Genomic DNA, 13,886 nt, shown 5'->3' on the forward strand with positions numbered 1-13,886 from the left:
TGGCCCGCGCCTTCCACGACCTCATGGAGCTGGTCGGCCGACCGGCGCCGACGCCGACCTCACGGGATGTCGCGATCCGCTGCGCCCGACACGGAGCCGCGACCGCCTACGCCGTGGACGTGGACGCGCTGTCGCTCAGCGCCGAGGAGCACCACCCGGCCGAGAACTCCTGGACGGTCAGGCTGCGCACCAGCGCAGGAAACGCGTACGAGGTCGTGGTCGGTCTTGTCGACGGGTACGCCGGCGCGGTCCGGGTCCGGCACGAGCAGCGGATCGAGGCCTCCGACTCCATCGGCTCCGGGTGATCCGCCGACCCAGCCAGATCACGTCGACCGCCGCGCTGATGGACGCTTCACCGGAGCAGCAGGCTGGCGTCGGGCGCGACCTCGACCTTCGTTCCGAAGCCACGGCTGGCCTTGTGCAGGATCCGTTGCAGCCACCTCGCGTCCTCCTCCGTGGCGAGCCGCAAGCGCATCTGCCGCGACTGAAGCGGCACCATCCGCAGCTGGTCGAGCCTTCCGGTCGGGCCCAGCCGGGCGACGTACAACAGCCGCAGGTCACCGCGGAACCGTTCGTTGCCTCCGATCCCCTCGTAGTCGTTGATCAGGTCGCCACAGCCGTAGAGCACGAGCCGGTCGCGATAGACCTCGACCGGGCGCGGGTGGTGCGAGGAGTGCCCGTGGACGACGTCCACGCCGCTGTCGATGAGCCGATGGGCGAAGCGGACCTGTGCGCGCGGTACGTCGTACCCCCAGTTCGATCCCCAGTGGACGGACACGACCGCGATGTCCCCGGGCCGTTTCGCCCGGCGCACCCGCTCGCAGAGCGCGTCGGTGTCGGGCGTGGAGTGCTCGCTGAGGAAGGCCACCCCGGCGCCATCGGGTCCTGCCGCCCAGGTGTGCGGCACGCCGCTGGAGGCCGAACCCACGGACCACACGAGGACTCGATGGCCACCGGCGGTGAGCACGACTGGGCGCCATGCCTGCTCCTCGTGGCATCCCGCGCCCACCGCTCCCAGGCCCGCGTGGTTGAGTACGTCGAGGGTCTCCCTCAGGCCGCTGACGCCGAAGTCCAGCACGTGGTTGTTGGCGAGCGCGCAGGCGTCGAGCCGGGCAGCGGTCAGGCAGGCGACATTGCCCGGGTGCATTCGGTACAGCACGACCTTCGCGGGCTGGAAGTCGTCACTGCTGGTGATGCTGGTCTCCAGGTTGGCGATGCGGAGATCCGGCGCCAGCTCGTCGAGGACCCGAATCGCATCGCCCCACGGCCACGAGAAGTCCACCGGCTGGGGGATGGGCCCGGAGGCTGCCTCGGCCAGCGCGACGTAGTGTCTGGCGCTGGTGGCGTACTGCTCCCACAGCCGTGGGTCACCCGCCGCAGGCAGAATCTGGTCCACACCCCGCCCCGTCATCACGTCACCGGTCAGACACAGCACGACCACACCCCATCGTGGCACTCACCGGCAGCGCAAGGATGGTCACATGTGGCCGATCGAGGCCGAGTCGCTGATCGACGTTCAACAGGAGCTGGCGCGGGCCGCTGTGGAGCCGTGGCGGCCTGCTCGCGATGAGCTGCAGATCGGCGGCTGTTGGGTGTGCTTCCCGCGTGGCCTCAGAGGTTGTGGGCGTCCAGGGGACGTGGCGTGGGCCGCAGCTGTGGTCATGCGTGGGGGCCTGGTGCTCGACCGGGTGGTACGTCGCGGCGTCGCGGGCGCGCCGTACCGTCCCGGGCTGCTGGCGCTGAGGATCGGTGGGCTGATGGAAGCAACGGTGCGGTCCTTGTCGACGCCCCCGGACGTGCTGTTGCTCGACGCGACCGCACGCGATCATCCGCGGGGCGCCGGCCTGGCGCTGCACCTCGGTGCGGAGCTCGGTCTGCCCACGGTGGGCATCACCCATCGCCCGCTGCTCGCCCAAGGGGAGTGGCCCGAAGACGGTCGCGGTGACATCAGCCCGCTCCGGCTCGGAGAAACCGTGGTCGGTTGCTGGATGCGGACCCGTCCCGGGGTCCGTCCGGTGGTCGTGCATCCGGGATGGCGGATCGATCTCGCTACCGCAGTCGACGTGGTGGCCAGCACCACCGGCCAGCGCCGCACTCCCGAGCCACTGCGCCACGCGCGGCGCTTCGCCCGCTCAGCTCGAAGCGCCGCGGACGGTGAGTGAGTCGGCTTGCATCTGCTGCGCGGGATGCGCTGGAAGAGTGCGTCATCGTGGGCGGAGTGACGAGCTCTCTCATCGGCTGGTCGGGCACCGGTCCACCGTGCGGCAGAGCGTGCAGTGATGGGTCATGCGGGTGGTGCCATAGATGGCTCAGAACGCCTGACGCGCTCAGCCGCCCAGCCGCCCTTCGGGAACGTCGCTCGCGGTCAGAGGAGGAGCAGCACGACGGTCTCGGCGACGCAGGCGGGCTTGTCGCCGTTCTCGATCTCGATCACGTGGCCAAGGGTCAGCTGCTTGCCCGAGGGGAGGTCGGTGACCTCCTTCACCGAGACGGTGTCGCGGACGCGCGAGCCGACCCGGAGCGGGGCGGGGAAGCGAACCTTGTTCACGCCGTAGTTGAGCTTCGCGCCCGGGGTGTCGAGGGTGAAGACCTGCGCGCCGAGCATCGGGATCAGCGACAGCGTGAGGTAGCCGTGGGCGATGGTGCCGCCGAACGGACCCGACGCCGCGCGCTCCACGTCGACGTGGATCCACTGGTGGTCACCGGTGGCGTCGGCGAACTGGTTCACCCGGTCCTGCTCGATCCTCAGCCAGTCGCTGGTGCCCAGCTCCTGTCCGGCGGCGGCGATCAGCTCGTCGAAGTCGGTGAACGTGCGCATGACTGGAAGGATAGGGACGTGACCACTCCCACCCGTGACCAGGTACGCCGGGCACCCAAGGTGCTGCTCCACGACCACCTCGACGGCGGGCTGCGCCCGCAGTCGGTGCTGGAGCTCGCCGACGAGTGCGGTCACGAGCTGCCACCGGGCACGGCTGACGCGGAGTCGCTGCGCCGGTGGTTCGCCGAGTCCGCAGACTCGGGCTCGCTCGTCCGCTACCTCGAGACGTTCGACCACACCGTCGGGGTGATGCAGAGCGAGTCCGCCCTGGCGCGCGTCGCCCGGGAGTGCGTGGAGGACCTCGCCGCCGACGGCGTGGTGTACGCCGAAGTGCGCTACGCGCCGGAGCAGCACGTCAGCAACGGCCTCTCCCTCGACGCGGTGGTCGCCGCGGTCCAGGCCGGCATCGACGAGGGCCTCGCCGCGGCCGACGGCCGAATCGTGGTGCGGCAGCTGCTGACCGCGATGCGCCACCAGGCGCGCTCGATGGAGATCGCCGAGCTGGCTGTCGCGTGGCGTGACCGCGGCGTGGCCGGCTTCGACATCGCCGGCGCGGAAGCGGGCTACCCACCGACCCGTCACCTCGACGCGTTCGAGTACCTCCAGCGGGAGAACGCCCACTTCACGATCCATGCGGGCGAGGCGTTCGGCCTGCCCTCGATCTGGCAGGCGATCCAGTGGTGCGGCGCCGACCGGCTCGGGCACGGCGTACGGATCGTCGACGACATCACCGAGGGACCCGACGGCGAACCGCAGCTGGGGCTGCTGGCGGCGTACGTCCGGGACAAGCGGATCCCGCTCGAGATGTGCCCGGCGTCCAACGTGCAGACCGGAGCAGCCGAATCGATCGCCCAGCACCCGATCGGGCTCCTCACGAAGCTGCGGTTCCGGGTCACCGTCAACACCGACAACCGGCTGATGAGCCAGACCTCGATGACCGACGAGATGAGCGCGCTGGTGGACGCGTTCGGCTACGACCTCGACGACCTCCGGTGGTTCACGATCAACGCGATGAAGTCGGCGTTCCTGCCGTTCGACGAGCGGCTCGCGATCATCGAGGAGACCGTCAAGCCGGGGTACGCCGCGCTGGCAGCATCGCCCTGATCTCCGCGTAGGCCTGCTCGGGCGAGACCTCGCGGCACCCGAGCGCGACAGCGTGGCGGACTACGTCGCCCTGTGCCCGCAACAGTGCCCAGCCACGGCGAAGCAGGACCAGCGGGGGCTTGCGGTGCTCGCGCAGGTCGCGGGTCAACCGCCGCCAGAACGTGACCAGCGGGTGCTGGGTGACGCAGTACGCCGCCGCGACCAAGCCCTCACGGTGCCCGGCCGGGACGACCTCCTGTGCGAAGATCCCCTCGGCCAGGAACAGCGGGCTGCCGCCGAGGTCGAGCACCCGCTCCCCGCAGCGACCGTCCTGCGCGATGTCGTAGATCGGCACCGTGGCCACTCCGTCGGTGCAGAGCGCCCGGATCGCGTCCATCGCGTCGTCGCGCACCCAGGAGTCCGGGTGGTCCCAGTCGGTGAGTCCGGCGTTCTGCCCCTCGGTGATGGTCGGCAGCGTGGGGTCGGACCCGTTCTTGTAGAAGTCGTCGAGCCGCAGCACCGGCAGGCCCAGGCGGTCGGCGAGCCGCGACTTGCCGGCACCCGAGGGGCCGGCCAGCACGATCACGCGGGCGGCTGGTGCGGGCACCCAGACATTCTGCCGGGTCCGGTCGGCGCGAACGTGCCGAGGTCGCGCACGTCGTACCCGCCCGGGTAGGAGCGGATGTTCGGCAGGTCACGGACGTACAGCGGGGTGAGGCGGGGCGGCTGGCGCCGCAGCCAGGCGGCGCGCGCCCGCAGCGTGGCGCGTGCGGCTCGACGCTCGGCCGCGGTGGGTCGGGGGTAGCGGAACGCGGCCAGCAACGGCTCGTCCATGAAGGCGCGCGAGAAACGGATCACCAACCGGGCCGGCGCCTTGTCGTTGGGCGGGAACGTGGCCATCAGGCGCAGCGTGGCGTCAGCCACCTCGCGCGCTCTGGGGTCGTACGCGAAGTGCTCGGCCTCGTAGGAGTCGAGCAGCGCCGCGATCTCCCGCCAGGTGCCGGGCATGTCCTTGATCCCCATGTGCCGGCCGAGGTCGCGGTAATAGAGGGCGGAGGCGACCTTCTCCCGCTCGGTCATCGGGCGCCAGCCGTGCTCGTCCAGCCATCGGATCGGCACGACCACGAATGTGGAGAGCACGTAGCGCAGGTCGTCGTTGCTGATGTCGTACATCGCGTGCATCTGGTTCATCCGCCGCAGCGCCGCCCGCCCCTCCTCACTGTCGAGGCCGTGCTCGCCCATGGCGTCGAGCAGCAGGGTGGTGTCGTCGTACCGTTTCTGGGTGCGCTCGGTGAACTCTCCGGTCTGCTGGAGCAGGACGCCGATGCTCGGGACGGCATAGGTCCGGAACAGCGCGAAGGACAGCGACTGGTTGAGGTCCCAGGGGAACTCGTGGCGGACGATGATGCCGTAGATCTCGGCGTAGTCGGTCTCCGGATCGAGCTGCTCGAGTCGCCGGAGCCAGAAGTCGCGCGGGAGTCGGCCTCGCTCACGACGACGCCATGTCGTTGACTGAGTGGGTGACCGCACGACTCCTGATGCTCGCAGACACGCACGTCCCCAAGCGAGCCCGTGACTTGCCCGATCCGGTGTGGCACGAGGTGGAGCGCGCCGACATCGTGATCCACGCTGGTGACTGGGTCGACGTCCGGTTGCTCGACGCGGTGGAGGAGCGAGCACGGGTGCTGCTCGGGGTCTACGGCAACAACGACCACGGCGTCCTGCGCGAGCGGCTGCCGGAGGTGGCGCGCCTCAGGATCGAGGACCTGGCGTTCGGAGTCGTGCACGAGACCGGGCAGAAGGCGGGGCGGGAACGGCGGTGCGACGCGCTGTACCCCGACCTGGACGTGCTCGTCTTCGGACACAGCCACATCCCGTGGGACACGACCACACCTCACGGGTTGCGGCTGCTCAACCCTGGGTCGCCCACGGACCGCCGCCGACAGCCGCACGGCACGTATGTCACCGCACTCGTGGACGGCTCCGAGCTCCGCGAGGTCAGCCTGCACGCGCTACCGCGATGAGGCGGCTCGCGGGGCTGTACGCCGGGCACGACTGACCTTCCGCCGCTGCAGGATCTGGTGCAGGACGATGCCGTCGACGAAGCCGCCGAGGCCCGCGCCAAAGAGCACACCGACGGCTTGCGACGGTGGCCGGGACGGGCTGGGCACCGAGCCGTCGGACGGGCGCGCCATGGCGTGCCGTACCCACGTCAGTGGCAGGCCTCGCGTTCGCCCGACGCGCTCGTCAGCGCGGAAGCACCACGAACCACGGCCGGTTCCAGCCGGCGAGGTCGAGGCTGCCGGCGAGGAAGTCGGTGCGGTGCATGCGAACCGTGTCTCCCGAGCCGGGCTCGTAGACCCGCACCCGGTCCTCGGCGTCGCGGCCGGTGACGAGGACGACGTGACGGGGGAGCAGCCGGTTCCCGACGTACAGCGGCACCGGACGGTCCGCCTCGACCAGCCGCTGCCAGGCGCCGGCTCGGCCGCGGACCAGCGCTGCCCGGTGCCGGCCGGGCAGCTCGCGCGCGAGCGCCCACGGTTGCGTGCCGAGGGCCCGCGGCCACGGGAGCTGAAGGCCGCGGCGGGCGTCCACGAGCCGGTTGGTCCGGCGGTGGGTGCGCAGCACCTCGTCGGCGAACCGGCCGGCGTCGTCGTCGGCGCCCCGGATCCATCTCGCGTAGTGGGGCTCGGCCAGCATCCGGGCCATGACCAGCACCGCCGCGCCACAGCTCCTGCGGTCGGGCTGCCGGAACCTGCCCATCAGCGGGGTCTCAGACCCCGATCGGGTGCCAGACCGTCTTGGTCTCCAGGAACGCGGTCATGGCCTCGATGCCCGGGTCGGCGGTCCAGTCCGGCTCGGCGTCGGGCGCGCGGCGGACCCGCTTGAGGTTCTCGGCGGCCGCCTGCTCCAGTGAGGTGGCGAGCTCGGTGTTTCCGGCGATGCCGGTCAGGTCGATCGCGTTGACGTCCATGTGGGCGGCCAGCCAGGGTGCGGTGGTCGCGGCGTCGCCGGTCAGGACGTTCACAACCCCGCCGGGCACGTCGCTCGTGGCCAGCACCTCGGCGAACGTCACAGCCGGCAGCGGCCGGGAGTACGACGTCATCACGATCGCGGTGTTGCCGGTGACGATCACGGGCGCGACCACGCTGACGAGGCCGAGCAGCGAGGACTGCTCGGGCGCGACGACGGCGACCACGCCCGTCGGCTCCGGCGTCGACAGGTTGAAGAACGGCCCGGCAACCGGGTTGGCGCCGCCGACGAGCTGGGTGATCTTGTCCGCCCATCCGGCGTACCAGACCAGCCGGTCGATCGACGCGTCCACGACCGCGTTGGCCCGCGCCGAGGTCAGACCCTCGGACTGGCGCACCGCGTCGACGAACTGGGGGCGGCGGTCCTCCATGATCTCGGCGACCCGATAGACGATCTGTGCCCGGTTGTACGCCGTACGGCCGGACCAGTCCTTGACCGCCGCCCGGGCAGCGACGACCGCGTCGCGCGCGTCCTTGCGCGAGGCCTTCGCGGCGTTCGCGACGAACCGACCCTTGCTGTCCTCGACCACGTACGAGTAGCCAGACTCGGAACGGGGGAACTGCCCGCCGATGAACAGCTTGTAGGTCTTGCGCACGTCGACACGGCTCATGGAACTGAACTCCCTGTGGTTTCGGGGTCCCCGCGGAAGCGTGATCGCTCCGCGCGCAGCGCGCTCACTTCGCGGTTCCGTGGGGTGAAAGATAAGCCTCGAGGCCGTGGCGGCCGCCCTCGCGGCCGTAGCCGGACTCCTTGTAACCGCCGAAGGGCGAGGTCGGGTCGAACTTGTTGAACGTGTTCGCCCAGACCACGCCGGCGCGCAGCGCGTTGGCCACCTTGAGGATGCGGGAGCCCTTGTCGGTCCAGACCCCTGCCGAGAGGCCGTAGGGGGTGTTGTTGGCCTTCTCGATCGCCTCGGCGGGTGTGCGGAAGGTCAGCACGGACAGCACCGGCCCGAAGATCTCCTCGCGGGCGATCCGGTGCGCCTGGGAGACGCCGGTGAAGACGGTGGGCGGGAACCAGAAGCCGTTGCTGGGCAGGTCGCACGGGGCCGACCAGCGCTCGGAGCCCTCGGCTTCCCCGACCTCGGACAGCTCACGGATCCGGCCGAGCTGCTCGGCGGAGTTGATCGCTCCCACATCGGTGTTCTTGTCGAGCGGGTCGCCGACCCGCAGCGTCGACATCCGGCGCTTGAGTCGCTCCAGCACCTCGTCGTACACGTTCTCCTGCACGAGCAGGCGGGATCCGGCGCAGCACACGTGACCCTGGTTGAAGAAGATCCCGTTGACGATCCCCTCGATCGCCTGGTCGATCGGCGCGTCGTCGAAGACGATGTTGGCCGCCTTGCCGCCCAGCTCGAGCGTGACCTTCTTGTCGGAGCCGGCCACGGCACGGGCGATCGCCTTGCCCACGGCGGTCGAGCCGGTGAAGGCGACCTTGTCGACGTCGGGGTGCTCCACGAGGGTGGCACCGGTGCTGCCGGCCCCGGTGATGATGTTGACGACGCCCGGCGGTAGGTCGGCCTGCTGGCAGATCTCGGCGAAGAGCAGCGCCGTCAGGGGCGTGGTCTCGGCCGGCTTGAGGACGACCGTGTTGCCGCACGCCAGCGCCGGCGCGATCTTCCAGGCCAGCATCAGCAGTGGGAAGTTCCACGGGATCACCTGGCCGGCGACGCCGAGCGACTGCGTGCCGTAGCCGCTGTACTCGAGCTTGTCGGCCCAACCGGCGTAGTAGAAGAAGTGCGCCGCCGCGATGGGGACGTCGACGTCGCGCGACTCCTTGATCGGCTTGCCGTTGTCGATGGACTCCAGCACAGCGAGCTCGCGGCCGCGCTCCTGGAGGATCCGGGCGATCCGGTAGAGGTACTTCGCGCGCTCCCGGCCGGGCATCCTGGACCAGACCCGCGTGTACGCACGACGCGCGGCCTTGATGGCGGCGTCGACGTCGGCCTGGTCGGCCTCCGCGACCTCCGCGAGCACCTCCTCGGTGGCCGGGCTGATCGTCTTGAAGCTCTTGCCGTGCCCGTCGACGAACTCACCGTTGATGAAGAGGCCGTACGACGGCTTGATGTCGACGATGGCCCGCGACTCGGGGGCTGGTGCGTACTCGAATGTCATCTCGGGTGTCATGGTGAACCTTCAGTCCAGCGTGAAGTAGTCGGGTCCGGAGTAGCGGCCGGTCATCGTCTTGGTGCGCTGCATCAGCAGGTCGTTCAGCAGCGTGGAGGCGCCGAACCGGAACCAGTCCGGGTCGAGCCAGTCGGGGCCGGCGACCTCGTTGACCATCACGAGGTACTTGATGGCGTCCTTGGCGGTCCGGATGCCCCCGGCCGGCTTCACGCCGATCATCTGACCGGTCGCGTCGCGCCAGTCGCGCACCGCCTCGAGCATGACCAGCGTCACCGGCATGGTGGCGGCCGGTTGCACCTTGCCGGTCGAGGTCTTGATGAAGTGAGCCCCGGCCATCATCGCCAGCCAGGACGCGCGCCGGACGTTGTCGTAGGTCTGCAGCTCACCGGTCTCGAAGATGACCTTGAGGTGGGCACCCTCCCCTTCAGCTGCTCCGGGGCGGGCACACGCCTCACGAACCTGCACGATCTCCTCGAAGACCTGCAGGTAGTGGCCGGCCAGGAAGGCTCCCCGGTCGATCACCATGTCGATCTCGTCGGCGCCGGCCTCGACCGCGTCCTTGGTGTCGGCGATCTTGATGTCCATCGCCGCCCGACCGCTCGGGAAGGCGGTGGCCACCGCGGCGATCTTGACGCCGGAGTCACCGACGACCTGCTTGGCGGTCGCGACCATGTCGGGGTAGACGCACACCGCGGCGACCTGCGGACACGTGGGGTCGGCGGGGTCGGGTCGCACCGCCTTGCTGGAGAGGGCCCGGACCTTGCCCGGCGTGTCCGCACCTTCCAGCGTCGTGAGGTCGACCATCCGGATCGCGAGGTCGAGGGCGTACTCCTTGGCCGTGGTCTTGATGGAGCGGGTGCCGAGACCGGCGGCCCGGGCCTCGGCGCCGACCTGGTCGACACCGGGGAGTCCGTGCAGGAAGCGTCGGAGTGAAGCCTCGGAGCGCGTGATCTCGGAGACGTCGCCCGCCGCCTGCTGGCCGGCGGAGATCGAGGTGGCTGTCACCTGTTCAGCATAGGTCCGGGGGACGACGCGGCGGCAATCCGGCGGGAAGCGATCGGCCGACGCGACCCCGGGATCGGCGAAACCAGGCCGCTCCGGGGTACTCTGGGCGTGTCCCGGCGGTCCGCCGGGCACCCGACGACGACCCCGGACCAGCCGGTTCGAGTGAGGCAAGTCCGTCGGGCTCGATCTCGAGGGGGTCACGGGCAGCACGATCGCCCGTACGGACACGTGCAGGCGTGCGTGGCGCGGCGCGGTGGTCGTCCACCGCAGGAGGAGTGGAGTGGCACGACAGGGCCAACGCCGGTCGAGCGGGTCGCGGACGACGACCCGCGGCCGGCGACGCGACCAGGACAACGAGGGCATCATCCCGGTGCTTGCGCAGGCAGTGCGCGAGGTCGAGAACGGGGTGATGCGCGGCCGGGTCGACGGCACCCGGTTCCAGGTCGTCGCGCTACTGGTCCGCGAGGAGCGGGCGCGGCTCAAGGCCGACGACTCCCTCGACGAGCAACGCCGGGCCACCGAGCTCAAGCGGCTCGACGGCATCGCGACCATCCTCGCCCAGACCGCGGCCCGCGAGCCGTCCCTGTTCACGCGGCTCGGCGAGGACGCCGAGATCACCGACGGCGTACGACGCCTCAAGCGTGAGCTGCAGGAGCGAGGTGGCATCGAGCCTGAACCGGCGGCAGAGTCCACGGGTTCTGCGTCGACCTCGCCGCTCCGGCCCGACCGACAGGTCGTGCCCCAGTCGGTCGCCCGTGCCCAGCTCGCCAACCCGTTCATGGCCCCCGACTACAGCGCCGTCCCGGTGGTGCCCAAGGAGCGCCGGCTCGTCGGCTGGGAGCTGATCGGGCCGCTGCTCAGCTCGTTCGAGCACCCAGCACCCGGCGTCCGGTCGTGCATGGACCTGCCTCCGTCCCGGCCCCAGATGCTGCCGCCGGGCCTGGAGCTGATGGAGCACCAGGCACGGCTGCTCTCTGCGGTGGGAGACGGTCACCGGACGTTCCTGCTCGCGGACGAGCCCGGCCTCGGCAAGACCGCGCAGGCGCTGCTCGCCGCGCAGACGGCGGAGGCGTACCCGCTGCTTGCGGTCGTGCCGAACGTCGTGAAGACCAACTGGGCGCGCGAGGCCGCACAGTGGACGCCGTCCAAGACCGTGAGCGTCGTCCACGGCGACGGCCTCTCCGTCGACGGGTTCGCCGACATCATCGTCGTCAACTACGAGATCCTCGACCGGCACGTGGGCTGGATCGGCGACCACGGGTTCCGCGGGATGATCGTGGACGAGGCCCACTTCATCAAGAACAAGGCGTCGCAACGTTCGCAGAACGTCCTCGAGATCGCCGAGCGAGTACGCCGCCGGGTGGCCCGGCCGCTGATGATGGCGCTCACCGGGACCCCGCTGATCAACGACGTCGACGACTTCCTCACGATCTGGCGGTTCCTGGGCTGGATCGAGGAGAAGAAGCCCGGCCCCCGGCTGATGGCCGCGCTGGAGGAGACCGGCCTGACGCCGGCCGACCACGCTTTCTACCCCGCCGCCCGTGAAGCCGTCGTCGACCTCGGCATCGTCCGTCGCAAGAAGGTCGACGTGGCCGCGGACATCCCGGCCCGACGGATCGCCGATCTGCCGGTCGAGCTGGCCGAGGCCGACGGACGGTCGATCCGGGAGGCCGAGCAGGAACTGGTGGAGCGGCTGGTGCAGCGGTACGACGCCGCGATGGCCACCCGCCGCAGCGGGCCGAGCCCGGCCGGGACCGGCGTCGACCTGGACCTGGTGCGCCGGGTCGCCGGCAGCGAGCTGGCGGACTCCGAGGACTCGACGACCGGCGACAACGTGTTCGCGATGGTCCGGCGGATCGGCCAGGCGAAGGCGGGGCTGGCGGCCGACTACGCCGCCCAGCTGGCCCGCAGCGCCGGCAAGGTCGTGTTCTTCGCCAAGCACCTCGACGTGATGGATTTGGCCGGCGACGTGTTCACCCGCCGCGACCTGCGCTGGACCGAGATCCGCGGCGACCAGTCCCGGACCGCTCGGCAGCAGGCGATCGACTCCTTCGTCAACGACCCGGACGTCTCGATCATCGTCTGCTCGCTCACCGCGGCGGGAGTCGGCATCAACCTGCAGGTGGCCTCGGACGTGGTGCTCGCCGAGCTGTCCTGGACCAACGCGGAGCAGACCCAGGCGATCGACCGGGTGCACCGGATCGGGCAGACGGAGCCGGTCACGGCGTGGCGGATCCTGGCCGCGCAGACGATCGACACCCGGATCGCGGACCTGATCGACAGCAAGGCCGGGCTGGCGGCGGTCGCCCTCGACGGGGCGGAGGAGGAAGCGGCCACCACGGCCGACGTACGCCTCGAGGCGCTGGTCTCGCTGCTCGCCGACACGCTCGAGAAGCGCGGGAATACAAATCCTTGACTTATATAAGTCAAGAATGTTAGACAGGGTCGATGAACCTCCCACATGCTCTCGACCAGATCGGCGCCGTCCGGCGCCACCTCACCAGCCTCGACCATCGCGGCAAGCCGGCACGGGCACTGACCGCCGAGCAGACCTACGCCACCTCGGCCGGCGACGTGTGGGACGCGCTGACCAGCCCCGAGCGCCTGCAGCGCTGGTTCACGCCGGTCCAGGGCGACCTTCGGGAAGGCGGCCGGTACCAGCTCACCGGCAACGCAGGCGGCACCATCGAGCGCTGTGACCCACCGCGCTCGCTGGCAGTGACGTGGGAGTACGGCGACGGGGTCAGCTGGGTCGAGGTCGAGCTGAGCGAGTCCGACGGCGCCACGACGCTGGTGCTTCGCCACATCATGGAGCACGACGCGCTCGACGAGCGCACGAAGCGCTACGGGCCCGGAGCCGTGGGGATCGGGTGGGACCTGTCGCTGCTCGGGTTGCAGCGTCACCTCGAGTCGGGAGAGACGGCTGACCCGGCCGACGTGGAGGAGTGGGCGCTGTCCGACGTCGGCCGCGACTTCATGACCCGCAGCGGAGAGGCGTGGTGCGAGGCCGACATCGCCGACGGGAGCGATCCCGCCGACGCCCGGCTTCGCGCCGACCGGACCCGCGCTTTCTACCTGGGCGAGGAGGAGCCGGCCTGAGATGCACGCCTTCGATGTGCTCGGTGACCCGGTTCGGCGCCGGATCCTCGAGCTGCTGACTGAGGGCGAGCTGACCTCGGGATCGGTCGTCGAGGTGATCGGGCGGGAGTTCGGGATCAGTCAGCCCGCGGTGTCGCAGCACCTGCGCGTCCTGCGGGAGAACGGGTTCGCGACGGTCCGGCCGCAGGGCACCCGCCGCCTCTACGCCGTCGACCCGACCGGGATGCGCGAGGTGGACGCCTGGCTCGAGCAGTTCCGCGGCTTCTGGACCCAACGCCTGGACGCGCTCGGCACCGAGATCGCTCGCGGCCGTCGTCGAGACGGCTAACGCAACACTCCGTGCGCTCCCGGGACGTTAGAGCTACCCGGAAGCGTCACCTGCGTTGCGTTAGCCGCGCGCGCCGGGCTGGGTCAGATGCCGGCGGCCTTCTGCAGGTCGGCGCGGATCGCGTCGAGCCGGCCAGCGGCGGCGATCCGGGCCGCGTCGACCTCACCGCCGTCGGAGTCGGCAGCGCGCTCCTCGACCGGCACGACCACCTCGAGGTAGGCCTTCAGCTTCGGCTCGGTGCCACTGGGGCGGACGACCACCCGGGCTCCGTGGGCGAGCCGGTAGCGCAGCCCGTCCGTGGGCGGCAGCTCGGCGCTGCCGTCGGCGAGGTCCTCCGCCGACTCGACGGCCAGGCCGCCCAGGCTCGTCGGGGGCGTACGTCGCAGGGTCTCCA

General features: G+C 70.7%; 16 protein-coding genes and 1 pseudogene. 7 read left to right on the top strand and 10 right to left on the bottom strand.

Translation table 11 applies throughout. From position 1 onward, the window contains the following. Positions 1 to 305 (top strand): hypothetical protein (locus VFZ39_RS03610; protein ID WP_330864356.1); only part of this gene is annotated, 305 nt, incomplete at its 5' end. A 47-nt stretch (positions 306 to 352) separates the two neighbouring features. On the opposite strand, the gene VFZ39_RS03615 is transcribed toward VFZ39_RS03610, so the two are convergent. After that, positions 353 to 1,456, bottom strand: a complete 1,104-nt coding sequence (locus VFZ39_RS03615) for a CapA family protein (RefSeq protein WP_330864357.1) — start codon at positions 1,454 to 1,456, stop codon at positions 353 to 355. A 25-nt stretch (positions 1,457 to 1,481) separates the two neighbouring features. Between VFZ39_RS03615 and VFZ39_RS03620 the strand changes: the two genes are divergently transcribed. After that, a complete protein-coding gene (locus VFZ39_RS03620; protein ID WP_330864358.1) occupies positions 1,482 to 2,162 on the top strand; it encodes an endonuclease V in 681 nt (226 codons plus the stop codon). 203 nt (positions 2,163 to 2,365) lie between these two features. Here the strand turns inward: VFZ39_RS03620 and VFZ39_RS03625 are convergent, their stop codons facing one another. Then, positions 2,366 to 2,818 (bottom strand): MaoC family dehydratase, encoded by a 453-nt coding sequence (locus tag VFZ39_RS03625; protein WP_330864359.1) that lies wholly within the window; start codon positions 2,816 to 2,818, stop codon positions 2,366 to 2,368. Between the two features lie 18 nt (positions 2,819 to 2,836). Here VFZ39_RS03625 and VFZ39_RS03630 point away from each other — a divergent pair, with 18 nt between their 5' ends. Then, the gene (locus VFZ39_RS03630) at positions 2,837 to 3,922 is read left to right on the top strand and encodes an adenosine deaminase (RefSeq protein ID WP_330864360.1); all 1,086 of its coding nucleotides are present in this window, start codon (positions 2,837 to 2,839) and stop codon (positions 3,920 to 3,922) included. Here the strand turns inward: VFZ39_RS03630 and VFZ39_RS03635 are convergent. Further along, positions 3,885 to 4,508 carry an ATP-binding protein gene (locus VFZ39_RS03635; RefSeq protein ID WP_330864361.1) on the bottom strand — a complete coding sequence of 208 codons (624 nt, stop codon included), beginning with the start codon at positions 4,506 to 4,508 and terminating at the stop codon, positions 3,885 to 3,887. The two genes, VFZ39_RS03630 and VFZ39_RS03635, sit on opposite strands and share 38 nt — an antisense overlap. Beyond that, a complete protein-coding gene (locus VFZ39_RS03640) occupies positions 4,484 to 5,431 on the bottom strand; it encodes an oxygenase MpaB family protein (protein ID WP_330864362.1) in 948 nt (315 codons plus the stop codon). Before VFZ39_RS03640 ends, VFZ39_RS03635 begins: the two co-directional genes overlap by 25 nt. Here VFZ39_RS03640 and VFZ39_RS03645 point away from each other — a divergent pair. Next, the gene (locus VFZ39_RS03645) at positions 5,422 to 5,925 is read left to right on the top strand and encodes a metallophosphoesterase family protein (protein WP_330864363.1); all 504 of its coding nucleotides are present in this window, start codon (positions 5,422 to 5,424) and stop codon (positions 5,923 to 5,925) included. The two genes, VFZ39_RS03640 and VFZ39_RS03645, sit on opposite strands and share 10 nt — an antisense overlap. Here the strand turns inward: VFZ39_RS03645 and VFZ39_RS19065 are convergent. The 5 genes from VFZ39_RS19065 to deoC all read right to left on the bottom strand — a co-directional run bounded on the left by VFZ39_RS19065 (position 5,914) and on the right by deoC (position 10,065). Next, entirely contained in the window at positions 5,914 to 6,096 is a 183-nt protein-coding gene (locus VFZ39_RS19065; RefSeq protein ID WP_414690257.1) for a DUF2243 domain-containing protein, read from the bottom strand. The two genes, VFZ39_RS03645 and VFZ39_RS19065, sit on opposite strands and share 12 nt — an antisense overlap. A 52-nt stretch (positions 6,097 to 6,148) precedes the next feature. Then, positions 6,149 to 6,664, bottom strand: a complete 516-nt coding sequence (locus VFZ39_RS03650; RefSeq protein ID WP_330864364.1) for a hypothetical protein — start codon at positions 6,662 to 6,664, stop codon at positions 6,149 to 6,151. A 10-nt stretch (positions 6,665 to 6,674) separates the two neighbouring features. Beyond that, positions 6,675 to 7,544: an aldehyde dehydrogenase family protein gene (locus tag VFZ39_RS03655; protein WP_330864365.1), complete on the bottom strand. Its 870-nt coding sequence runs from the start codon at positions 7,542 to 7,544 to the stop codon at positions 6,675 to 6,677. 64 nt (positions 7,545 to 7,608) lie between these two features. Then, positions 7,609 to 9,048 carry an aldehyde dehydrogenase family protein gene (locus VFZ39_RS03660; RefSeq protein WP_330864366.1) on the bottom strand — a complete coding sequence of 480 codons (1,440 nt, stop codon included), beginning with the start codon at positions 9,046 to 9,048 and terminating at the stop codon, positions 7,609 to 7,611. A 21-nt stretch (positions 9,049 to 9,069) separates the two neighbouring features. Continuing rightward, positions 9,070 to 10,065, bottom strand: a complete 996-nt coding sequence (gene deoC / locus VFZ39_RS03665) for a deoxyribose-phosphate aldolase (RefSeq protein ID WP_330864367.1) — start codon at positions 10,063 to 10,065, stop codon at positions 9,070 to 9,072. Between the two features lie 280 nt (positions 10,066 to 10,345). On the opposite strand from deoC, the gene VFZ39_RS03670 reads away from it, so the two are divergent. The 3 genes from VFZ39_RS03670 to VFZ39_RS03680 are packed head-to-tail and all read left to right on the top strand — an operon-like array spanning position 10,346 to position 13,492. Further along, positions 10,346 to 12,481, top strand: coding sequence for a DEAD/DEAH box helicase (locus VFZ39_RS03670; protein WP_330864368.1), 2,136 nt, complete (start codon positions 10,346 to 10,348; stop codon positions 12,479 to 12,481). Between the two features lie 32 nt (positions 12,482 to 12,513). Then, on the top strand, positions 12,514 to 13,164 hold the full coding sequence (locus tag VFZ39_RS03675; protein ID WP_330864369.1) for an SRPBCC family protein: 651 nt from the start codon (positions 12,514 to 12,516) through the stop codon (positions 13,162 to 13,164). 1 nt (position 13,165) lies between these two features. Next, on the top strand, positions 13,166 to 13,492 hold the full coding sequence (locus tag VFZ39_RS03680; RefSeq protein WP_330864370.1) for an ArsR/SmtB family transcription factor: 327 nt from the start codon (positions 13,166 to 13,168) through the stop codon (positions 13,490 to 13,492). Positions 13,493 to 13,575: 83 nt separating this feature from the next. On the opposite strand, the pseudogene VFZ39_RS03685 reads toward VFZ39_RS03680, so the two are convergent. Continuing rightward, positions 13,576 to 13,886, bottom strand: a pseudogene (locus VFZ39_RS03685) (phospho-sugar mutase); the annotation flags it as partial.

Source organism: Nocardioides sp. (assembly GCF_036374615.1).
Classification (GTDB): Bacteria; Actinomycetota; Actinomycetes; order Propionibacteriales; family Nocardioidaceae; genus Nocardioides.